The sequence below is a fragment of the Nonomuraea sp. NPDC050540 genome (assembly GCF_044457485.1).
GTDB lineage: Bacteria > Actinomycetota > Actinomycetes > Streptosporangiales > Streptosporangiaceae > Nonomuraea.
In genome coordinates this window covers 341017-361305 of record NZ_JBITHA010000006.1, presented here as the reverse complement: position 1 = coordinate 361305, position 20289 = coordinate 341017, and the positions used below count along the sequence as shown (strand labels likewise).

The 20289-nt window shown below is 73.3% G+C and carries 20 protein-coding genes; 7 read left to right on the top strand and 13 right to left on the bottom strand.

Translation table 11 applies throughout. The features are described from left to right. Positions 1-22: 22 nt before the first annotated feature. Positions 23-3103, bottom strand: coding sequence for an AfsR/SARP family transcriptional regulator (locus ACIBI5_RS22835; protein ID WP_397249803.1), 3081 nt, complete (start codon positions 3101-3103; stop codon positions 23-25). A gap of 105 nt (positions 3104-3208) precedes the next feature. On the opposite strand from ACIBI5_RS22835, the gene ACIBI5_RS22830 reads away from it, so the two are divergent. Next, the gene (locus ACIBI5_RS22830; protein ID WP_397249801.1) at positions 3209-4555 is read left to right on the top strand and encodes an FAD-binding oxidoreductase; all 1347 of its coding nucleotides are present in this window, start codon (positions 3209-3211) and stop codon (positions 4553-4555) included. Here ACIBI5_RS22830 and ACIBI5_RS22825 read toward each other — a convergent pair. Then, a complete protein-coding gene (locus ACIBI5_RS22825; protein WP_397249799.1) occupies positions 4542-5051 on the bottom strand; it encodes a nuclear transport factor 2 family protein in 510 nt (169 codons plus the stop codon). The two genes, ACIBI5_RS22830 and ACIBI5_RS22825, sit on opposite strands and share 14 nt — an antisense overlap. A gap of 33 nt (positions 5052-5084) precedes the next feature. Between ACIBI5_RS22825 and ACIBI5_RS22820 the strand changes: the two genes are divergently transcribed. Further along, the gene (locus ACIBI5_RS22820; RefSeq protein WP_397107367.1) at positions 5085-5564 is read left to right on the top strand and encodes a winged helix-turn-helix transcriptional regulator; all 480 of its coding nucleotides are present in this window, start codon (positions 5085-5087) and stop codon (positions 5562-5564) included. Here ACIBI5_RS22820 and ACIBI5_RS22815 read toward each other — a convergent pair. The 7 genes from ACIBI5_RS22815 to ACIBI5_RS22785 are packed head-to-tail and all read right to left on the bottom strand — an operon-like array spanning position 5561 to position 11814. Then, the gene (locus ACIBI5_RS22815; RefSeq protein WP_397249797.1) at positions 5561-6928 is read right to left on the bottom strand and encodes an MFS transporter; all 1368 of its coding nucleotides are present in this window, start codon (positions 6926-6928) and stop codon (positions 5561-5563) included. The genes ACIBI5_RS22820 and ACIBI5_RS22815 overlap by 4 nt on opposite strands. A gap of 7 nt (positions 6929-6935) precedes the next feature. Beyond that, positions 6936-7736 (bottom strand): glycerophosphodiester phosphodiesterase, encoded by an 801-nt coding sequence (locus tag ACIBI5_RS22810; protein ID WP_397249795.1) that lies wholly within the window; start codon positions 7734-7736, stop codon positions 6936-6938. A 35-nt stretch (positions 7737-7771) separates the two neighbouring features. Next, on the bottom strand, positions 7772-8311 hold the full coding sequence (locus ACIBI5_RS22805) for a TrmH family RNA methyltransferase (RefSeq protein ID WP_397249793.1): 540 nt from the start codon (positions 8309-8311) through the stop codon (positions 7772-7774). Then, complete coding sequence (locus ACIBI5_RS22800; protein ID WP_397249791.1) at positions 8308-8898, bottom strand: class I SAM-dependent methyltransferase; 591 nt, start codon at positions 8896-8898, stop codon at positions 8308-8310. Before ACIBI5_RS22800 ends, ACIBI5_RS22805 begins: the two co-directional genes overlap by 4 nt. Before the next feature lie 11 nt (positions 8899-8909). Next, positions 8910-9857, bottom strand: coding sequence for a VWA domain-containing protein (locus ACIBI5_RS22795; protein ID WP_397249789.1), 948 nt, complete (start codon positions 9855-9857; stop codon positions 8910-8912). After that, entirely contained in the window at positions 9854-10816 is a 963-nt protein-coding gene (locus ACIBI5_RS22790; protein WP_397249787.1) for a DUF58 domain-containing protein, read from the bottom strand. Before ACIBI5_RS22790 ends, ACIBI5_RS22795 begins: the two co-directional genes overlap by 4 nt. Continuing rightward, entirely contained in the window at positions 10813-11814 is a 1002-nt protein-coding gene (locus ACIBI5_RS22785; RefSeq protein ID WP_397249785.1) for an AAA family ATPase, read from the bottom strand. The genes ACIBI5_RS22790 and ACIBI5_RS22785 overlap by 4 nt, the downstream gene beginning before the upstream one ends. A gap of 103 nt (positions 11815-11917) precedes the next feature. Between ACIBI5_RS22785 and ACIBI5_RS22780 the strand changes: the two genes are divergently transcribed. Both ACIBI5_RS22780 and ACIBI5_RS22775 read left to right on the top strand, forming a co-directional pair. Beyond that, on the top strand, positions 11918-12667 hold the full coding sequence (locus tag ACIBI5_RS22780) for a hypothetical protein (protein ID WP_397249783.1): 750 nt from the start codon (positions 11918-11920) through the stop codon (positions 12665-12667). A 45-nt stretch (positions 12668-12712) separates the two neighbouring features. Beyond that, positions 12713-13567 (top strand): DUF2268 domain-containing protein, encoded by an 855-nt coding sequence (locus tag ACIBI5_RS22775; protein ID WP_397249781.1) that lies wholly within the window; start codon positions 12713-12715, stop codon positions 13565-13567. Between the two features lie 4 nt (positions 13568-13571). On the opposite strand, the gene ACIBI5_RS22770 is transcribed toward ACIBI5_RS22775, so the two are convergent. Then, positions 13572-14210, bottom strand: coding sequence for a response regulator (locus tag ACIBI5_RS22770; protein WP_397249779.1), 639 nt, complete (start codon positions 14208-14210; stop codon positions 13572-13574). After that, the gene (locus tag ACIBI5_RS22765; RefSeq protein WP_397249777.1) at positions 14207-15400 is read right to left on the bottom strand and encodes a sensor histidine kinase; all 1194 of its coding nucleotides are present in this window, start codon (positions 15398-15400) and stop codon (positions 14207-14209) included. Before ACIBI5_RS22765 ends, ACIBI5_RS22770 begins: the two co-directional genes overlap by 4 nt. Positions 15401-15540: 140 nt before the next feature. On the opposite strand from ACIBI5_RS22765, the gene ACIBI5_RS22760 reads away from it, so the two are divergent. From ACIBI5_RS22760 to ACIBI5_RS22750, 3 genes are all read left to right on the top strand, one after another. Then, the gene (locus ACIBI5_RS22760) at positions 15541-16101 is read left to right on the top strand and encodes a ClpP family protease (protein WP_397249775.1); all 561 of its coding nucleotides are present in this window, start codon (positions 15541-15543) and stop codon (positions 16099-16101) included. A gap of 2 nt (positions 16102-16103) precedes the next feature. Beyond that, positions 16104-16718: an ATP-dependent Clp protease proteolytic subunit gene (locus tag ACIBI5_RS22755; RefSeq protein WP_397249773.1), complete on the top strand. Its 615-nt coding sequence runs from the start codon at positions 16104-16106 to the stop codon at positions 16716-16718. Between the two features lie 240 nt (positions 16719-16958). Then, positions 16959-17720, top strand: a complete 762-nt coding sequence (locus ACIBI5_RS22750) for a TSUP family transporter (protein WP_397249771.1) — start codon at positions 16959-16961, stop codon at positions 17718-17720. Positions 17721-17756: 36 nt separating this feature from the next. Here ACIBI5_RS22750 and ACIBI5_RS22745 read toward each other — a convergent pair whose 3' ends face one another. Both ACIBI5_RS22745 and ACIBI5_RS22740 read right to left on the bottom strand, forming a co-directional pair. After that, entirely contained in the window at positions 17757-18959 is a 1203-nt protein-coding gene (locus ACIBI5_RS22745; protein WP_397249769.1) for a tetratricopeptide repeat protein, read from the bottom strand. Continuing rightward, positions 18938-20245, bottom strand: coding sequence for an AAA family ATPase (locus ACIBI5_RS22740; RefSeq protein ID WP_397249767.1), 1308 nt, complete (start codon positions 20243-20245; stop codon positions 18938-18940). Before ACIBI5_RS22740 ends, ACIBI5_RS22745 begins: the two co-directional genes overlap by 22 nt. Positions 20246-20289: the final 44 nt, after the last annotated feature.

Below are 20289 nucleotides of genomic sequence, written 5' to 3'. Positions count from 1 at the left end.
TGGACGCGCGGATCGCCGGCCGCTAGTGGCTCAGCGAGTGGCGGACCTCGGCCAGCCGGGCGGTGTACCTGGGCCAGCCGAACCCCGAGGCGGCGTACGCGGAGGCCGTCGCCTCGGCCAGGTCCCCGGCGCCTGCCCGGTCGCCGGAGGCGAGCGTCAGCGCCGCCGAGACCGCCCTGGCGGCCAGCCACGGCGTGCTGCCCTCCGGCGCGTCGGCGTAGACCGCCCGCAGCAACGAACCGGCCTCGTCCAGGTCGCCGCGCAGGATCAGCACGTCGGCCAGGTCGATGTGCGCCATGCTCGCCCCGGTCCCGTCCTCGGCCGCGTAGGCCAGCGCCGCCCGCAGGTGCGCCTGCGCCGCGCCCGTGTCGCCGTCGGCGAGCCGGGCGTTGCCCCTGATCAGCTCGTTCAGCGGCAGGATCTGCCGGTCGTCGAGCCGGGTCGCGTAGTGGCCGGACTCGTCGGCGCAGGCCACCGCCTCGCGGGTACGGCCCATGGCCAGCAGCGCCTGGGCCTGGTTGCTCAGGCCCCTGGCCAGGCCGTGCTCGTCGCCGCTCTCCCGGTCGAGCGCGTTGGCGGTGACGTAGCGGTCGAGCGCCGCCTCGGCCTGGCCCGTGTACAGGTACAGGGTGCCCAGCGCGTCGGCGAACGCGGACCTGCGCTGCCTGTTGGCCAGCCGCTCCGCCAGTTCCTGGCCCTCCAGCAGCGGGGCCAGGGCGTCCTTCAGCCGGCCGCGCTCGATCTCCACGATGCCGCGGTAGTAGCGGACGTTCATGGTCAGCGTGTCGTCGTCGGCCAGGTCCGCGGCCTTGGCCAGCAGGTCCGCGGCCTCGTCGAAGCGGCCGACCATGGTCGTGACGAAGCCGTGGTCGCACAGGGCGGCCGCGCGTTCCGCCCGGGTGCTGCCAGGGGCGTCGGACAGGGCGGCGAAGTGGCGTCTGGCCTCGGCGTACCAGCCACGGATGAGCCACGGGGTGTGCAACTCCAGGGCCAGCCGCAGGCCGTCGGCGGCGCGCTCGGTGCCCGGGGCGCCGTCCAGCGCGGCCAGCAGGTTCGGCCACTCGGCGAACACCGCGCCGACCGCCTCCGCCCCGGCGAAGTCGTCGGGGTCGCCGGCCTGCCTGACGAAGTCGAGGCACCAGGCCAGGTGCGCGGCGCGGGCCGGCTCGGTCTCGCCGGCGGCGGCCAGCCGTACCGTGGCGTAGTCCTTGACGGTCTCCAGCAGCCCGAACCTGCGCCCGCCACCGCCGGTCTCCACCGTCACCAGGCTGCGGTCGGCGAGCTCGGCCAGCGCGGGGGCGACGTCGCCGACCGGCATGCGCGCGGCGGCCACGTGCTCGGCGGCCTCCAGCGTGAAGCCGCCGCTGAACACCGACACCTGGCGCAGGACCGCGCGCTCGCGGGCCTCCAGCAGGTCGTGGCTCCAGTCGAGGGCGGAGCGCAGGCTCGTGTGCCGTCCGCCGGCGCCGCGCCCGCCACCGACCAGCAGCCGCAGGCGGTCCTCCACGCGCGTGGCCAGTTGCGCCGCGGTCAGCGCCCGGGTGAGTCCCGCGGCCAGCTCGATGCCGAGCGGCAGCCGGTCCACGGCGGCGCAGATCGCGGCCACCGCGTCGGGGTCGGCGCCGATCTGGTCGGGCGCGCACCGCTGCAGGAACAACCGCGCCGCCGCCGCGGGCGCGAGCGGCCCGACCCTGTGCAACTCCTCGCCGGGGGCCAGCAGCGGGCGCTGTGAGGTGACGAGCACGGTCAGCTCCGTCGTACGGCCCAGCAGCGCCATCACCAGCTCCGCCACCGCCTCGACCAGGTGCTCGGCGTTGTCCAGCACCAGCAGGGAGCCGTCGAGCCGCGCGGCCGCCTCGGCCGGGTCGCCGGGCTCGGCGCCGACGGCCGCCCAGATCGCGTCCTGCCTTTGGAGCGGAGCCAGCTCGACCACCGTGACCGCCCGCCGCCCGGCCCCCGTGATCGGTCGCTGTCGCGCCGCCATGGCGGGCCGTTGCCCGGCCACCGATCTGGCCGCCTCGATCGCCAGCCGGGACTTCCCGCTGCCCGGCCCGCCGGTGAGCGTCACCAGCCCCGGCCGCGCCAACCGGCCCACCAGGGCGGCCAGGTCGCCGTCGCGGCCCACGAAACTGGTCGCGGGCCCGGGGAGCCGCACCGCCCCGTCTCCCGGCCGCCCGTCTGCTCCCGGCTGCCCGTCTTCTCCTGGCCGCCTGCTTTCTCCCGGTGACCTGTCTTCTCCCGGCCGCGCGTCTTCTCCCGGCCGCTCGCCGACGGCGGGTTCGCGCGCCGCCCCCGCCTCTCGCGTGGGGCCGGGCCGTTCGTGGAGCAGGGAGGGGTCCTGGCGCAGCAGGAGCATCTCCAGCCGCGCCGTCTCCGGGGCCGGGTCCACGCCGAGCTCCTCCGCGAGCGTGCGGCGTAGCCTGGCCAGCCGGTCCAGGGCCTCCGCCTGCCGTCCGCTCTGGTAGAGGGCGGTGGCCAGCAGCCCGTGCAGCCGCTCGTGCAGGGGGTGCTCGGCGGCCAGCCGTTCCAGCTCGGGCCGGGCCTCGGCGGCGGCGCCCAGGGCCAGGTCGGCCTGCAGCCGCTCCACGAGCAGGTCGAAGCGCCACGCGTCCAGCCGCTCGCCCTCCGCGGCGGCGAAGGGAACGGATCGCAGGTCCTCCAGCGACGAGCCGCGCCACAACCCGAGCGCCTCGGCCGCGGCCGCCCTGGCCGAGCGGTGGTCGCCGGCGCGCACGGCGGCGTGCAGGCTCTCGGCCGCCTCGCGGGCGGCGCGCAGGTCGGCGGGTCCGGCGTCGAGGGAGTAGCCGCCTGCCGCCCTCACCAGCCGCGCACCGGACGAGGACGAGGACGGGGACGGCGCCGCGGTGAGGGCGGTGCGCAGGCGGGAGGCCAGGACGCGCAGCCGTTCGGTGGGCCGGGTGAGCTCGGCCGCGCCCCACAGGTCGGCGGCGAGCCGTTCGTCGGGGACGGGGCGCCCGCCGGCCAGCGCGAGCCGGGCCAGGAGCGCGCGTTCGAGCGGGCGCTCCAGACGGACCAGAGCCTCACCGGCGCGAATCACGACCGGTCCGAGCACGAGGACGTCCAGGCCGGAGGGCGATGACATGGGCTGGATTATCCCAGGCTCGCCGGTGAGACGCCGGTGAAACGGAGGTGGAAGGTCGCCCGTCCAGGCTGGGCGCCATCGGTTACACGGCCTGAGGAGACAACGATGCGGCTCGCCGTACGAGGAGAAGCGCTCACCCCCGACGACCCGGGCTACGAGGACGCCAGGAGGCTCTACAACGGCATGATCGACCGGCGGCCCGCGCTGCTCGTGCGGGCCGGCGGCACCGAGGACGTGGTGGTGGCGCTGGCCCACGCCCGCACCCGTGGCATGGAGGTGAGCGTGCGGGGCGGCGGGCACGGCGTGGCCGGGCTCGCGCTCGGCGGCGACCTGGTGATCGACCTGTCCGCGCTGCGCGGCGTCACCGTGGACGCGCGCGAGCGCACCGCGGTGGTCGGGGGCGGCGCGACCTGGCGCGACGTCGACCAGGCCACGCAGGCCCACGGCCTGGCCGTCCCCGGCGGCCGGGTGAGCCACACCGGCGTTGCCGGGCTCACGCTGGGCGGCGGCCACGGGTGGCTGTCGGGACGGCACGGCCTGACCTCCGACAACCTGATCGGCGTGGAGATGGTCACCGCCGGCGGCCGCGTGGTCTCCGTCACCGAGCGGGACGAGCCGGAGCTCATGTGGGCGCTGCGCGGCGGCGGCGGCAACTTCGGGGTCGTCACCTCCTTCACCTTCCGCCTGCATCCGGTGGAGCCGCTGATGCTCGGCGGGCTGATCGGCTACCGGGTGGCCGACGCGCCGGCCGTCCTGGACGCGCTGGCCGGGCTGGAGGAGTTCCCCGACTTCAACGGCGCGGTGATCTTCATGACGGCGCCGCCTGAGCCGTTCGTGCCCGGCCACGTGGTCGGCCGGCCGGTCCTCGCGGTGGCGCCGGTGTGGCTGGGCGACCCGGACGCCGGAAAGGAGCTGATCAGGCCCCTGTACGCGGCGGCCGAGCCCCTGTTCGACGCCGTCCAGCCGATGCCCTACGTGGCGCTGCAGTCGATGATCGACGGCGGCGCCCAGCCGGGCTGGCGCAACCGGTGGAGCGCCGAGATGGTCCGCGGCCTGCCGCCGGACCTCGTCGCCGACCTGCAGGACGCCGCGATGACCGCCCCCAGCCCGCTGACGCAACTGGTCGTCGCGGCGATGCCGGAGGCGGTCAGGAACGGCCCCGACTCGGCCTACCCGGGCCGGGAGGGCGGCCGCTACCTCATCCACCCCATGGCGGTCTGGACGGACCCGGCCGACGACGAGGCCAACCGGGCCTGGACGGCCAAGGTGACCGCCGCGATCCGGGGTCACGAGGTGACCGGCACGTACCTGAACCTGGAGGCGCCGGACGACGACCGGGTGCGCTGGGCGATGGGAGAGGAGCGCTACGGCAGGCTGCGGCGGGTGAAGTCGGCCTGGGACCCGGACGACGTCTTCCGCCACTGCGCGCACGTACGCGTCATTTCGGAGTGACGAGGGGCACCAGCGTGCGGTCGCCGAAGTCGGTCATGAACGCCAGCGGCTTGACCGAGGCGCCGACCAGCGCCGCCAGGGCGGGCTTGCCGGCGGCGCGGGCCAGGCCGGGGCCGAGCGCCGCCATCATGGCGGTGAGCGCGGGCAGCGGCCTGATCCACATGGTGACGTCCTCGATGAGGTCGTCCTCGCCGATCCTGAGCAGGACGGCCTCCTCCAGTTCGTGCTTGCCGAGGCGGGCGGTGGCGGCGAGCATGCGGGTGCGCTCGTCGCCGACGTCGGTGTGGTAGCGCAGCTCGCGCAGGGCGCCGAGCGCCACCGTGAACAGCTCGCGGACCTGCGCGTGCCCGGAGAAGCCCGCGCGGGCGCTCAGCGGGGAGTGGAAGGAGACCGTGGGGGAGAGCGTGGCCATCAGGGCGTCGACGTCCTTGGCCTCGCCGGCCTCGCGGTAGCGGCGGCTGACCGCGTTGAGTGAGTCCTGAAAATGAACCGTCATGGGTTCACTTTATCAACTGACTATGCTGGGGTCATGAACAGGTTCGGGGACATGCACTGCTCCATCGCCCAGGCCGTCGGCGTGGTGGCGGAGCCGTGGACGCCGCTGATCCTGCGCGACCTCTTCCTCGGCCTGCGCAGGTTCGACCAGCTGAGCGAGGACCTCGGGATCTCGCGCAACCTGCTCACGCAACGCCTGGAGCGACTGCGGGCGGCGGGCGTGGTGGAGAAGGTCGCCTACCAGGAACGGCCGGCCCGCCACGAGTACCACCTGACCGAGGCGGGCCGCGACATCGTGCCCGCGCTCATCACGCTGATGGCGTGGGGCGACCGGTGGGCGACGCCGCCCGGCGGGCCGCCCGCGCTGCTGATCCACTCCTGCGGGCGGCAGTTCACGCCCGAGGTGACGTGCCCGCACTGCGGCGGCGCCGCCGGCGCGGACACGATCACGATCGTCGGAGGCCCCGGCGCCGCGCAGGGGCCGGGGACGATGGTGCTGGCCAAGCCGGACTAGAGCTTGTCCGGGACGTCGTTGCCGGCGGCGCGGATGGCCTTGGGCAGGTTGACCGCGGCCAGGATGGCGCCGCCCAGGATGAAGAAGACGACCAGCGAGATGATGCCCAGCCGGTAGCTGCCCGACAGCTGGATGGCCATGCCGAGGGTGGCCGAGCCGAGGAAGGTCGAGCCCTTGTCGCTGATCTCGTAGAGGCTGTAGTACTCCGCCTCCTTGCCCTTCGGGATCACGTGGGAGAACAGGGAGCGCGACAGCGCCTGCGTGCCGCCCATGACGATGGCGATCGCGAAGCCGAGCGCGTAGAAGGCCGCGGCCGAGCCCGCGGGCAGGAAGTAGGCGATCGCGACGACGGCCGTCCAGGCCACCAGCGCCATCAGCACGACCTTCTTCGCGCCGATCCGCGAGGCCACGAAGCTCAGCAGCAGCGCGCCGAAGAACGCCACGAACTGCACCATCAGGATGGCGCCGATCTGCACCGTCGTGTCCAGGCCCAGCTCCTTCTCGGCGAAGGTCGCGGAGAAGGAGATGACGGTCTGGACGCCGTCGTTGTAGAGCAGGTAGCCGACGAGGAAGGCCAGCGTCAGCGGGTAGGCCTTCAGCCCGATCGCGGTGCGGCCGAGCTGGCGGAAGGAGCCGCCGATCGCCTGGCCCGCCGTCTCGCGGCGCGGGGCGGGGCCGCGCCGGTTGCGCAGCCGCAGCAGCGGGATGATCGTGAAGCCGCCCCACCACAGGCCGGCCGAGGCGAGCGCGATGCGCACCGCGGTGCCCTTGTCGATGCCGAGCAGGTCCTCGCCGAACAGGAACAGCACCAGGTGCACGGCCAGCAGCAGCCCGCCGCCGAGGTAGCCGAAGCCCCAGCCCATGCCCGAGACCTTGTCCCGTTCGTCGGGCGTGGCGATGTCGGGCAGGAAGGAGTTGTAGATGACGAACGCGCACGCGAAGCCCACGTTCGCGATCAGGAACAGCAGGCCGCCGAGGATGTAGCGGCCGTCGCCGACGAACCAGAAGCAGACCGTGGCCAGCGCGCCCAGGATCGCGAAGAAGCCCATCAGCTCCTTCTTGCGCCCGGTGTGGTCGGCCAGCGCGCCCGCCACCGGCATGAAGATGATCTGCATGATCGCCGCGACGCCGACGACGAAGGAGAAGTACGCGCCCGGCCGTACGTCGAAGCCGAGCACGTCCACGTACGGCGCGCCGTTCGCGGCCGCCTCGGCGATCGTGATCAGGTACGGCCCGAGGAAGACGGTCAGGACCGTCGTCGGGAAGGCGGAGTTGGCCCAGTCGTAGAAGTACCAGCCCCACTGCTCGCGCTTGCGCGCGGCGGGGGAGTCGTCGAAGACCGCGGGGGGTGAGGGGACGGTCATGCTTCTCCTATGCGGCCAGGGAGCCGGGATGCCAGAGGCCGCGCCGGTCGAGGACGTCGCGCAGGCCCGAGATGTTGTCGGTCATGATGCCGTCGACGCCCAGGTCGAGCAGGCGTTCCATGCGGAGCGGGTCGTTGATGGTCCACACGTGCACCTGCATGCCGACGGCGTGCGCGGTGTGCACCAGGGCCCTGGTCGTCACGCGCAGGCCGCGAAAGCCCACCGGGACCTGCGCGCAGGGGACCCCGGAGCGGGCCAGGCGGGTGAGCAGCCGGCCGTAGCCGGAGGTGCTGGCGGCGGTGCGCAGGGCGGCCACGCCGCGCGGCCCGAGGGAGGAGCAGACCTCGCGGCCCATCGCCGCCCTGGCCCGTTCGAGGCGCTCGTCGGAGAAGGAGGTCAGGCAGACCCGGTCGTGGGCGCCGGTGCGCCTGACCACCTCGGCCAGCGGGGCGATCGCGCCGGCCTCCTTGACGTCGATGTTGAAGCGGGCCTCGGGGAAGCTGCCGAGCAGGTCCTCCATCAGGGGGATCTCGTGCGCGCCGCCGATGCGGGCCCGGCGTACCGCGCTGTAGGGCAGGTCGGCGATCCGTCCGCGCCGGTCGGTCACCCGGTCGAGCGTGTGGTCGTGGAAGGCCAGCAGCACGCCGTCCGAGGTGGCGTGGGCGTCGGTCTCCAGGTAGGTGTAGCCGAGAGCGACGGCCCGCTCGAAGGCGGCAGCGGTGTTCTCCCGTCCTTCGAGCGCCCCGCCCCGGTGGGCGAAGGCCAGGGGGCCCGGATGGTCGAGGAACGGGAATCGACGGCTGAGCACGGGTCGAGTATGCCTTCCGTGGGTGAACGTTTGGGTTACGAATCAGGCAGGGCTGCCCATTCCTGGCGGCGGGTCTCGGCCAGTGCCATGGCCGCGGCCACCGCGACGTTGAAGGAGCCGACCCGGCCGACCTGCGGGATGTAGCAGGCGCCGTCGGCGGCGTCGAGCAGCGCGGGCGAGCAGCCGTGGTCCTCGCTGCCCACGACCAGGCAGATGTCGCGGGCGAGGTCGGCGCGGAAGATCGGCTGAGCGTCGGAGGTGAGCTCGATCGCCAGTACGGCGTAGCCGTCCTCGCGGGCCGCCTTGACCGCGTCGACGGCGGGCATGGGCTCGTGCCAGGTGACGAGGCGGTCGGTGCCGAGCGCCGTCTTGCCCGCCTTCGGATTGGTGGGCGGGGTCGCGTTGCCGGCCAGCCAGATGGTGTCGACGCCGAACGCGGCGGCGCTGCGGAAGATCGAGCCGACGTTGAACGGGCCGGTCACCGATTCGAGGATCAGCGCGATCCGGTGTTCGGTGCCGCGCCGCCAGGTGCGGTTGAGCCGCTTCACGTCCGTGGGGCGAAGCTGCCTTCTCATCGTGTCACCTTCAGGATTCGGTACGCGGCCCTGGAAGCCTCACGGGAGGCCTGCCAGCCCTGCTCGCCGAGCCAGCGCTGCAGGGAGTCGGAGCCGAGGTGTTTCTGGACGACCAGGTAGGCGACGCCGTCGGGGGTCAGCCGCGACAGCCACCTGGTGAGCATGGCGTGGAGTGCCGGTTTGCCGATCCGGATCGCCGGATTAGACCAGATAGCCCGAAATTTCACGTCATCTGGTACGTCGTCGATATGAACCGGTCTTACTTTGTAAAGGGCGGCGGCTTGGGCGTTGCGCTCCGTGAGCTCCAGCGAGCGCCGGTTCACGTCGACCGCCCAGACGGTCGCTCCGGGCGCCCGCGTGGCCATCGTCAGCGCGATCGGCCCGTAGCCGCAGCCCAGGTCGAGCAGGTCGCCTTCCCGCGGCGGCGGTGGCACGCTCTCCAGCAGGATCTTCGTGCCCAGATCGACCCGCTCGGGGGAGAACACGCCGCTGTCGGTCTCCAGCCGCAGGTGCAGATCGGGCAGCACGAGACTGACCGAGCCCGGCTTGTGGCTCGTGTCAGGCCGCTCGGAGAAGTAGTGGGCCACGTGCAGAAACGTTACGGGATCCGGGCACCGAACCAGACCGAGGCACCGGCCACCAGCGCGCCCAGCAGCACCGCGGCCACGATGAACCACTGGCTGATCTCCTGGTTGACGAGCTTGAAGCCGAGCGAGGTGCCGATCTGCTCGTAGACCTCGCGCAGTTCGGTGCCCGACTCGGCGGCGTAGGCCCGGCCGCTGGTGCCCTCGGACAACGACTGGAGCGTCTGCTTGTTGACCGGCACGTTCACCTCCCGGCCGTCGATGGAGACGGTGCCTTCCTGCGTGCCGTACGCGATGGTGGAGACGGGCACGCGCCCGGACGTCGCGGCCTCGATCGCCTCGGGCACCGAGCGGCCGGAGGTGTTGTCGCCGTCGGACAGCAGCACGATCGCCGCGGGCGGCGGGTCGGTGGCGGCCTGCTGGTCGAAGGAGCGGATCGAGTCGAGCGCGTTGAAGACGGCCTCGCCGATCGCGGTGCCCGGCCGGGTGGTCAGGTTGCCGATGGCGGTCACCACGGCCTGGTGGTCGGTGGTGGGGGAGATGACCACGTTGGCCGAGCGGGCGAAGGCGACCACGCCCACGTTGAAGCGCTCGGGCAGGTCGCGGGCGAAGGCCTGGGCGGCGGCCTTGGCGGCGCTGATGCGGTTGGGCTGGACGTCGTCGGCCTCCATCGACAACGACACGTCCAGCGCGATGATGATCGTGGCCCGGTCGCGCGGCACCCGTACCTGGTCGGCGGGCCGGGCGGCGCCGATGACCAGCAGCGACATCATCACCAGGAACAGCGCGGGCGCCACGTGCCGGCGCCAGCCGGGGCCCTCGGGGGCGACGAGGTCGAGCAGGGCGAGGTTGGTGAAGCGCACCGTGTAGCGCCGGCGCAGGAACATGGCCGCCACGTAGCCGCCGATCAGCGCCACGATCAGCGCGAACAGCCACAGCCAGGCCGGGGACAGGAACGTCACGCGCCCCTCCGGTGGGCGAGGTGGGCCATCCTGCGGCGGCGGAGCACGAACTGCGCCACGTCGAACACCCAGTCGCGGTCGGTACGCAGCACCAGGTGGGTGGCGCCGGCCCGGCGCAGGGCGACCCGCGTGCCCTCGCGCTGCAGAGCCGCGGCCTCCGCGTACGCCTGCCGTACCTTGGGTGAAAGGTGCACGTCGCGTACCTTCCCGCTCTCCGGATCAGTGAACGCGATTTGCCCGACATCGGGTAGTTCGAGCTCGCGGGGGTCGATCACCTCGACCGCCAGGACCTCGTGCCGGGCCGCCAGCCGCCGGAGCGGGCGCTCCCATGGGCGCTCGGCGTCGGGGTCGAGGGACGGCCGGGCGTCGAGGAAGTCGGAGACGACCAGCCGCATGCCGCGCCGCCTGCGCGTGGCGGCCAGCACGTCGATGCCCTCGGCCAGGTCGGGAGCGTCCTGCCGGGGACCGCCGCGCGGCGCGTCCATCAGCGCGTGCAGCAGCCCGTACAGGGCCGGGCGGCCCGTGCGCGCCGGCAGCCGGTGGATGAACTCCTCGTGCAGCACCAGCGCCCCGAACCGGTCGCCCATCCGGCTGGACAGGAAGCCGATCGCGCCGATCGCGGCCACCACGAGATCGCGCTTGTCGGTGTCGGCGGTGCCGAAGTCCATGCTGGCCGACAGGTCCGCCAGCGCCCACGTCTCCAGCTCGCGGTCGGCGATCAGGTCCCGCACGTGCGGGACCGTCGTGCGTGCGGTCACCGCCCAGTCCATACGCCGCACGTCGTCCTCGCCGGGCACGTAGACGCGGCTGTCGCCCGCCTCGCTGCCCGCTCCCGGCAGGAGTCCCTGGTGCGCGCCGTGCAGCAGCCCGTCCAGGCGCCGGGTGACGGTCAGCTCCAGCCGCCGCAGCGCGTGCTCGGCGCCGCGCTTCCCCGGGGGTACGGCTCCCGCCTCCGTCATCGGTTCTGGTTCCAGACCACCAGGGGCGGCGGCACGGCGTGCAGGATCTGCCGGACCACCTGTTCCGGATCCACCCCGTCGGCCAGCGCGTCGAACGTCAGCATCAGCCGGTGCGCCATCACGTCCACGGCCACGTCGCGCACGTCGTCGGGCAGCAGGTAGTCGCGTCCCCGCAGCAGCGCCAGCGCCCGGCCGGCGGACACGAGTCCCAGCGTGGCCCGCGGGCTGACGCCGATCTCGATCATCTCGGCGAGGTCGGGCAGGCCGTACTCGGCGGGCGAGCGCGTCGTCATCACCAGGCGCACCACGTAGTCGGCGACGAGTTGGTGCACCGAGACCTGCTCGGCCTGCTCCTGCAGCGCCATCAGCGTGTCCGGCTCCAGGACCCGCTCGGGCACCGGCGGGGTCACGCTCATCCGGTGCAGGATCTCCAGTTCCTCGTGCGCGCTCGGGTGCGGCACGCGTACGCGGAACAGGAAGCGGTCGCGCTGGACCTCAGGCAGCGGGTAGACGCCCTCGGACTCGATCGGGTTCTGCGTGGCCAGCACGATGAACGGCCTGGGCAGCGGGTTCGTGACGCCGGCCAGCGTGACCTGCCGCTCGGCCATGACCTCCAGCAGCGCCGACTGCACCTTGGCGGGGGCGCGGTTGATCTCGTCGGCGAGCAGGAAGTTGACGAACACCGGCCCGAGCTCGACGTCGAACTTCTCGCTCGACGGGTGGAAGACGCGGGTGCCGACGATGTCGCTGGGCACCAGGTCGGGGGTGAACTGGATGCGGGCGAACGTGCCCCCCACCACCGTGGCCAGCGTGGCGGCGGCCAGGGTCTTGGCCACGCCCGGTACGCCTTCGAGCAGGCAGTGGCCGCGCGCGAGCAGGGCCACGACCAGGCGCTCCACCATGTGCTCCTGACCCACGATGACGCGCCGGACCTCGTCCAGCGTTTTGCGCAGCACGGCCGGGTCGGTTCCGCTGGGCAGCTCTTCAGCGACGGTCATGGGTGCCATTTCACCAAACGTGCCGCGAACTCGCACGGAGGCACCCCCGGCAGGGCGGCCCGCTCTCGCGGGGGCGGCAGGCCGGCTGTGCTTTCATGGGTGGGTGGCCAGTCCGCTGCAGCACGGTGATCCGCCCTCCCTGGGCCCTTTCACGGTGCAGGCGCGCCTGCACGTCCTGCCCGCCGGGTTCGTCTACCTCGGTCAGGCACAGGACGGGCGGGCGGTGTCGCTGGCCGTGCTGACGAAGGGCGCGGCGCTGGACGCGGCGGCGCGCGACCGGTTCGTCACCGCCGTGCGCGAGTCGGCGCCCGCCGGGGTGCGGGGGTGGCTGGGCCGGGCCACGGGCCGGGCGGCGGTGCTCGACGGCACGCCGCAGGTGCTGGCCATGGACGCGGGGGTGGCGCCTTGGGTGGCGGTGCCGTACCTGCCGGGACGGCCGGGCGCGGAGCGCTTCCTGGAGCCGGTGATGGTCGGCGGGACGCTGATCGGGCAGGCGCATGGGCCGGACTTCGTGCCGTACTGGCTGGGGGACCGGGCTCCGGCGCTGCCGGGGCGGCCGGGCGCGGCCAGGCCGCTGACCGAGACCGCGCGGCGCGTGCTGCTGGCGCTGGCCGTTCTGCTGACGCTGCTGCTGGTCGGGGTGGTGATCGCGCTGGTCCTGCTGCTGGGCAGGCAGGAGAGCGAGCCGCTGCCGCGCCCGCTGCCGCCGACGGTGCAGGTGCCGACGCCGCCGCCGACGCCGCTCACGCCGGAGCCGCAGCAGCCGACACCGTCACAGTCGCCGAGCCAGAGCGGCAGCGGCACCCCCGGGCCGACGCCGGGCGACGAGTCCGGCGAGGGCGACCCCATCTGATTCCGGTTTGACCCTCCCGTAACAGGAGGGTTTAGCGTCTCCGGCATGGAGCTCATCGTTCACGACAACCTGGACGCGATGGCCGCGATCCTGCGCGCCCCGCTGCCCGAGCGGCCGGACCTGCTGCGCGAGATGCTCGCCCCGGTCGGCGAGATCATCCCGTTCCCCGGCGACCTCGTCGACATCCACCACGAGGGCGGCGGCTTCCGGGCCGACGTCGAGGACCCGCGCTACCTGCCCGCCATCGAGCGGCTGGTCTCGATCGACCTCAAGGGCCGCATCGAGAAGGAGCTGGAGCGCGCCGGCGCGGGCCTGGCCCACCTCAAGCAGCCCGAGCGGGTACGCGTCATGTTCGTCCTCGGCAACCCCGACAACGAACACCTCATGACCACCGCCCGCGGCTACTACGGCATGGGCGGCGCGCCCGGCTGGCTCTACCTGCTGGCCTGGCCCACCGACGAGAACGTGGAGCGCATCGCCCACTGCGCCGTCCACGAGATGCACCACCAGATCCGCTACCACAACGTCGTGTGGGACCCGGAGACCGTCACGGTCGGCGAGCACATCGTGGCCGAGGGGCTGGCGGAGGCGTTCGTGCGCGAGGTGTCCGGGCCGGGGGCGATGGGGCCGTGGTCGTCGATGGTGAGCGGCGAGCCGCTGGAGGACGCCTACCGCAAGATCATGGCCGACATCGATCTGCAGGGGATGCGGCACACGCCCGCGTACGTGCTGGGCGACAGCGCGGTGCGCAAGTTCGGCGGGGAGCCGCGCGGCATCCCCGACATGGCCGGGTACGCGGTCGGGCTGCGCCTGGTCGACGCCCACCTGGCCGCCACCGGCATGAGCGCCGCCGGCAGTTCGGGCCTGCCCGCCGCCGAGATCCTGCGCGCGAGCAGGTGACGTCTCAGGCCGGGCTGACGAACCCCGACTCGTAAGCGGCGATGACGGCCTGGGTGCGGTCGCGGGCGCCGAGCTTGGTCAGCACGTTGCCGACGTGGGTCTTGACCGTCTCGGCGCTCACCACCAGTTCGGCGGCGATCTCGCCGTTGGACAGCCCCTTGGCCATCAGCCGCAGCACGTCACCCTCGCGTCCGGTCAGCCGTTCGATCCCCGGCGCCCGCACGCGCGGACGGCTGCCCGCCAGCGCGCGGATCGCCGCGGGGAACAGCAGCGACTCGCCCCTGGCCACCGTCCTGATCGCGCTCGCCAGCTCCTCCGGCCTGGTCCGCTTGAGAAGGAACCCGTCGGCGCCGGCCCGCAGCGCGTCGTAGACGTGGTCGTCGTTCTCGAACGTGGTCACCACCAGCACCTTCGGCGGCTCCTCCATCGCGACGAGCTGCCGGGTGGCCTGGATGCCGTCCACGGCGGGCATCCGCACGTCCATGAGCACGACGTCGGGCCGCTCGCGCCGCACCACCGGGATCACCGCGGCCCCGTCGGCCGCCTCGCCCACGACGCTGAGATCGGGCTCGGAGTCGAGGATGATGCGCAGGCCCGCGCGGATGAGGTCCTCGTCGTCGGCGATCACGATCCTGACTGTCATGGGCTCGACCGTAGCGGCAGCCGTACCGAGACCTGCCAGCCGCCCTCGGCGGGTCCGGCCTCCAGCTCGCCGCGCAGCAGCCGGACGCGCTCGCGCATCCCGGTCACGCCCCGCCCGCCGCCGCGTTCCTCGCGGGCGGCCGCGGGGTTGCCGACCTCGAGTTTCAGGTCGTCTCCCTGTACGGCTGCCGCCAGCCGTACAGGACCATGACCGTGTTTGATGGCGTTGGTGAGCGCTTCCTGCACGATGCGGTACGCCTCGCGCGACACCACGGCGGGCACCCCGCTCAGATCGCCCACCTCCGCGCGCACCTCGGCGCCCGAGGCGCGCACCAGCGCGTCGAGGTCGGCCAGCGTGGCCTGCGGCTCGGTGCCGCCGCGGCCGCCGCGGTCCTCGCGCAGGACGCCGAGCACGTGGTCGAGGTCGTCGAGGGCCGAGCGCGCGGACTGCTCGATGGCGGCCAGCGCGGCGCGGGCGGTGCCGGGGTCGCGGTCCAGGACGCGTCCCGCGGCGGCGGCCTGGAGGGTGACGACGCTGAGCGCGTGGCCGACGGAGTCGTGCAGCTCGCGGGCGAGCCGGTTGCGTTCCGCCAGGCCGCGCGCGTGCTCCTCGACGGCGGCCAGCCGCTCGTCCGGGGTGGGGCCGAGCAGCACGGGGGCCAGCCTGGCCAGCAGCGCCCCGGCGGCCGCGACCGCGAACACGAGCGCGACCAGCAGCGCGAGCCCGGCCAGCGTCCAGGGCAGCGCGGCCCAGCCGGGCCGGACGTCGTAGCCGAGCCAGGTGGCGCCGTGCAGGGGCAGCGGCAGCGTCCACAGCGTGAACGGCACGATCGCCAGCGTGCAGCCGCTCATGAACCCGCCGACGCCCAGGTGGAGCGTGAACCAGGCGGCGGTGCGGCGGCGCTCCTGCCAGCTGCGGCGGGCCTGGCGTGGCGGGGTGTCGACGTGCACGCCGAGCAGCCCCTGCGCGGCGTTGACCTCCAGGGCGCGCACCGGCAGGAACAATCCGGTCAGCGCCACGACGGGCAGCACCGCCGCGAACACGCCCAGCTCGACCGGGAGCAGCAGGTCGGGCACCCGCCCGCCGCCGCTGAGCACGCCGGACATCAGGACCCCGGCCATCATGTACGGCATCAGCAGCGCGCCGCCGAGCACCAGGCAGGCCCACCGCCTGGCGAGGTTCTTTCTCACAGGGTGCATTGTATGTCGACGAAATTCGCGGACGGCATAATACGCCTTTGGTGAAATCCCCCGTGAGCGAAAAGAAAGCCGAATTCAGAGCCGCCGGGTCTACCGTCGGAAGTAATTGCACGTCGACGGAAAGGCAGGTCATGACAGAGACGAAGCAGTGGCCGGAGCAGCTGGGCCAGCGTTTGCTGCGGGAGCGCATCCTCGTTCTCGGTCAGGAGGTCGACGACGAGATTTGTAATCGACTCTGTGGTGAGCTGCTTTTGCTCGCGGCCGAGGACCCGAAGCGCGACGTGACCCTTTACATCAATTCACCGGGCGGTTCCGTGTCCGCCGGCATGGCGCTGTACGACATGATGCAGTTCGTGCCCTGCGACGTGGCCACGGTCGCGATGGGCTTCGCCGCCTCGATGGGGCAGCTGCTGTTGTGCGGTGGCGCGCCGGGCAAGCGTTACGCGCTGCCGAACGCCCGGATCGTCATGCATCAGCCGCTCGGCGGCATCGGCGGGTCGGCCACCGACATCCAGATCCAGGCCGAGAACCTGATGTACACGAAGCGGCGCATGGCCGAGCTCATCGCCTTCCACACCGGGCAGCCGCTGGAGCGCATCAGGGAGGACTCCGACCGCGACCGCTGGTTCACCGCGCAGGAGGCCCTGGAGTACGGATTCGTCGACCACATCTCCAGCAGCGGGGTGAACTGACCATGAGCGGACGCTACGTCCTGCCCTCCTTCACCGAGCGCACCTCCTACGGCATGAAGGAGATGACGCCCTACAACAAGCTGTTCGAGGACCGGATCGTCTTCCTCGGCACGCCGATCGACGACACCAGCGCCAACGACGTGATGGCGCAGTTGCTGACGCTGGAGTCGATCGACCCCGACCAGGACATCCAGCTCTACATCAACTCGCCCGGCGGCTCCCACACCGCCATGACCGCCATCTACGACACCATGCAGTACGTGCGTCCCGAGGTCCAGACCGTCTGCATCGGCGAGGCGGCCTCGGCCGCCGCCGTCCTGCTGGCGGCCGGGGCCCCGGGCAAGCGAGGGGCGCTGCCGCACGCCCGGGTGCTGCTGCACCAGCCGTCCACGGAGGGCGGGCGCGGGCAGTCGAGCGACCTGGAGATCCACGCCAGGGAGATCCTGCGCATGCGCGACCAGCAGGAGTCCATCCTGGCCCGGCACACCGGCAGGAACGAGCTGGAGATCCGGCGCGACCTCGAACGCGACCGCGTCTTCACCGCCGAGCAGGCCCGCACCTACGGCCTGATCGACGACGTCTTCGCCGGCCGCAAGCGCACGCTCATCCCCCGCTGACCCCCTCGGGTTCCCCGGCACTCCGGCAACGGCGCACGAGCGCCCCCGGGGTGCCGGGGAGTGGGGGTCATCGCGCCGGGCCGTACGTGATCTCGGCGGGCCGGTCTCCGGGTCCGGGTGACGCTCGGGGTTCTGGTGTCGCTGCCGGCACGGGACCCGCGGGTGACCCCGGGTGTGGGGGAGTTTGGGTGGGGTTTGTACCCTCTGTGCGGTCCGTGTGGGCCGTGACGGGGGAGTGGCGTGTCGCTGGAACAGGTCGTCGTGTTGCTCGTGGCCGCCGCGGGAGCCGGATGGGTGGACGCGGTCGTGGGCGGGGGCGGGCTGCTGCAACTGCCCGCGCTCATGATGGCGGGCATCCCGCCGGTGCAGGCCATGGCGACCAACAAGCTGTCGTCCGTCTTCGGCACCACCACCGCCGCCATCACGTACGTGCGCTCCACCAAGCTGGACCGGCAGGTGGCGATCCCGGCGGGGGCGCTGGCGGTGCTGAGCTCCGGGCTCGGGGCCACGGCCGCGGTGGCGATCAGCGCCGAGGTGCTGCGGCCGGTGGTCATGGTGGTGCTGCTGGGGGTGGCGGCGTTCGTCACGCTGCGGCCCGCGATGGGCCAGGTGCCGAAGCCACACCTGCGCACGAACGCCCGGGTGGTCGCGGCGGTCGCGGTCGGCGGCGTGGGCATCGCCTTCTACGACGGCATCATGGGGCCGGGCACCGGCACCTTTCTCATCATCGCGTTCACCACCATCCTGGGCCTCGACTTCGTCAACGCCAGCGCCACCGCGAAGATCATCAACATCGGGACCAACGTGGGCGCGCTCGTCGTCTTCGGGCTGCAGGGGCACGTGCTGTGGGCGCTGGGTCTCGGCATGGCGGTGTGCAACATCGCCGGCGCCCGCCTGGGCGCCCGCATGGCGCTCAAGCGCGGCGCCTCGTTCGTCCGGATCGTGCTGCTGATCGTCGTGGCCGCCATGGTCACCCGCCTGGCCTGGCAGCAGTTCGCCTGACCCGTCCGGAACCGGCCCGCCAAGAACCGGTACGAGCTAACGCGTGACCAGCCGGCGGACTCCGCCGGCGATCCAGATCGTGCCCAGCGCCGCGTACGCGCCCAGCAGCCCCAGCGTCTGCCCCGAGGCGAGCGCCGCCGAGGTCACCACGGTGGCGGCCAGCAGGGCGGCCCAGCCGTACAGGAGGGCGCGACCGCGGCGGGCGGAGGTGTGGGCGGCTTCCTGCAGCGGCGTGACCAGCGCCATCACCGCGAACCCCGCCGTGCCCAGCGGCTCGTGGCCGAGCGCGATGCCCGTCACCAGCGTCGTCAGCCCGATGATCGCCAGCGCCCAGCTCAGCGCGGCGGTGCGGGCCTCGGCGGCCGGCAGCAACAGGCGGGTGCGGACGCCCAGGTGCAGGCGGAGCGTCGCCCACGCCTCGGCCAGCCACGCCGCCCAGTGCAGTAAGGCGATGACGACGAAGACGAGGATGATCGGCGGGACCGCGGGAAGAAGGAGGAGCAGGCGCCAGCCGCCCCGGTTGCGCTCGCGCACGCGGGTCAGCGCCCGGTGCAGCGGGTTGCGCCGTTTGAGCGCGAGCACGAGCAGGTCGCGGGCGTCGTCGAAGCCGGGCGCCAGGCGCAGCACCTCGCGGAAGGCGTCGGCGGCGCGCGCGGGGTCGCCGTGGGCCAGTTCGAGGCGGCCGAGTGCCAGGTGGGCGTTGGCGTTCTCGGGGTCGAGCGCGAGGGCTCGGGCGGCCGCGGCGCGGGCGTCGGGCGCCTGGCCGAGCCCGGTGAGGGCGAGGGCGAGCAGGGTGGCGGGGTCGGCGTCCTCGGGGTCCAGGGCGAGGGCCTGGCGGGCGGCGGCGACGGCCTCGCCGTACTGGCCGGCGCTCAGCCGTACCCGGGCCAGGAGCTCCCACAGCGGCGCCCACTCGGGGTTGAGCGCGAGGGCGACCTGGATCGGCGGCAGGGCCTCGTACGGGCGGCGCGCCCGGTGGTGGACCTGGCCGGCGATGTAGTGCGGGAACCAGGTGTCGGGAGCCAGCCTGATCGCCTCGGCGGCGGCGTCCGACGCCTCCTCCCATCGGTCCTGGTAGCTGAGGGCGAGGGCGAGGTAGGCGTGGGCGAGCGAGTTGCCGGGGTCCTGGGCCAGGACGCCGTGCAGCGCGCGGGCCGCCTCGGGCGCGCGGCGCAGGTCGAGCAGGGCGCGGGCGCGCCGGATGCCGTCCTCGGCGCTCACCATGTCCGGTTGACCCACGGCAGGAGCTCGTCCCACGCGCCGGAGTCGTTGGCGTGCATGACGTAGTTGCGCGCGGTGGCCAGCCATTCGCGTACGGAGCTCGGCCGCTGCGACTTGGTGAGGGCGAGCAGGTCGCGGGTGGTCAGCGGCACGGGGCGCCCGGCGGTGATGGACTCGCGCAGCTTGTCCTCCACGGCCCGCTCGACCAGGCCCTTGAGGTCGGCGCCCACGTAGTCGGCGGTGGCCTTGGCGACGGCGTCGAAGTCCATCTCGGCCAGCGGCTTGTCCCGGCACAGGATGCGCAGGATCGCCGCCCGCGCCGCGAGGTCCGGCGGCGGCACGAACACGAGCTGGTCGAAGCGGCCGGGGCGGCGGAAGGCCACGTCGATGTACCAGGGCGCGTTGGTGGCGGCGAGCACGAGCACGCCCTCGTTGGCCTTGTCGTCGACGCCGTCGAGCTCGGCCAGGAACTGGTTGACGATCTGGCGGTTGTGCGCCTGGCGCATGTCGGAGCGGCGCGCGGCCAGGGCGTCCACCTCGTCGAAGAACAGCACGCACGGTCGGCTGCGGCGGGCGGCGTCGAAGATGTGGTGCAGGTTGCGCTCGCTCTGGCCGACGTACATGTCGAGGACGTCGGACAGGCCCACGCTCACGAACGACGCGCCGAGCTCGCCGGCCGCCGCCCTGGCCAGGTGGGTCTTGCCGCCGCCCGGCGGCCCGTAGAGCAGCACCCCGCCGCCGGCGCGCTTGCCGAAGGCGGCGAACAGCTCCGGCTGCTGCACCGGCAGCAGCAGCTTGACCCGCAGCGCCTCCTTGACGCCCTCCATCCCGGCCACGTCGGCGAAGGTGACCCCGGAGCGCTTCTCCTCCGGCGGCGGCGGCATGGGCGCGGGCACGGGCGAGGGCGCGGCCAGCCGGGCGGCCAGCTCGGGGTCGGCGGCCTCCGGCTCGCGCATGACCGCCTCGTGGTAGCGGAACCCGGCCTGGGCGAGGTCCCCCTCGCCGAGCAGCGCGCGGGCGGCGATCACGCCCATGCGCGGCGGGTATCCGGGCTGGGCCAGGAAGGGCTCCAGCGCCGACAGCGCCGCGCCGTACGCTCCCTGCCGGGCGAACGCCTCGGCCAGACCGGCCGTGATGGCGGGGTCGCGCGGCGCGAGCAGGAGGGCGGCGCGATATTCGCCCTCGGCCTCGGCGAGGTAGCCCTTGCCCAGGAGCAGGTCGGCCAGGTGCCGGCGCAGGGGCAGATTGTCGGGGGACAGGCGCGCCGCTTCGCGCAGCGCCTGCAGGCCGCTGTCGTCGACCACGATGAGGGCATCCCTTCTGTCCGGCTAAAGGCGGCAAGAAACCT

What these genes read in the sequence shown, in the direction of transcription:
- ACIBI5_RS22835 (WP_397249803.1), bottom strand. Translation starts at nt 3,103, where the DNA reads ATGTCATCGCCCTCCGGCCTGGACGTCCTCGTGCTCGGACCGGTCGTG.
- ACIBI5_RS22830 (WP_397249801.1), top strand. Translation starts at nt 3,209, where the DNA reads ATGCGGCTCGCCGTACGAGGAGAAGCGCTCACCCCCGACGACCCGGGC.
- ACIBI5_RS22825 (WP_397249799.1), bottom strand. Translation starts at nt 5,051, where the DNA reads ATGACGGTTCATTTTCAGGACTCACTCAACGCGGTCAGCCGCCGCTAC.
- ACIBI5_RS22820 (WP_397107367.1), top strand. Translation starts at nt 5,085, where the DNA reads ATGAACAGGTTCGGGGACATGCACTGCTCCATCGCCCAGGCCGTCGGC.
- ACIBI5_RS22815 (WP_397249797.1), bottom strand. Translation starts at nt 6,928, where the DNA reads ATGACCGTCCCCTCACCCCCCGCGGTCTTCGACGACTCCCCCGCCGCG.
- ACIBI5_RS22805 (WP_397249793.1), bottom strand. Translation starts at nt 8,311, where the DNA reads ATGAGAAGGCAGCTTCGCCCCACGGACGTGAAGCGGCTCAACCGCACC.
- ACIBI5_RS22790 (WP_397249787.1), bottom strand. Translation starts at nt 10,816, where the DNA reads ATGACGGAGGCGGGAGCCGTACCCCCGGGGAAGCGCGGCGCCGAGCAC.
- ACIBI5_RS22785 (WP_397249785.1), bottom strand. Translation starts at nt 11,814, where the DNA reads ATGACCGTCGCTGAAGAGCTGCCCAGCGGAACCGACCCGGCCGTGCTG.
- ACIBI5_RS22775 (WP_397249781.1), top strand. Translation starts at nt 12,713, where the DNA reads ATGGAGCTCATCGTTCACGACAACCTGGACGCGATGGCCGCGATCCTG.
- ACIBI5_RS22770 (WP_397249779.1), bottom strand. Translation starts at nt 14,210, where the DNA reads ATGACAGTCAGGATCGTGATCGCCGACGACGAGGACCTCATCCGCGCG.
- ACIBI5_RS22760 (WP_397249775.1), top strand. Translation starts at nt 15,541, where the DNA reads ATGACAGAGACGAAGCAGTGGCCGGAGCAGCTGGGCCAGCGTTTGCTG.
- ACIBI5_RS22755 (WP_397249773.1), top strand. Translation starts at nt 16,104, where the DNA reads ATGAGCGGACGCTACGTCCTGCCCTCCTTCACCGAGCGCACCTCCTAC.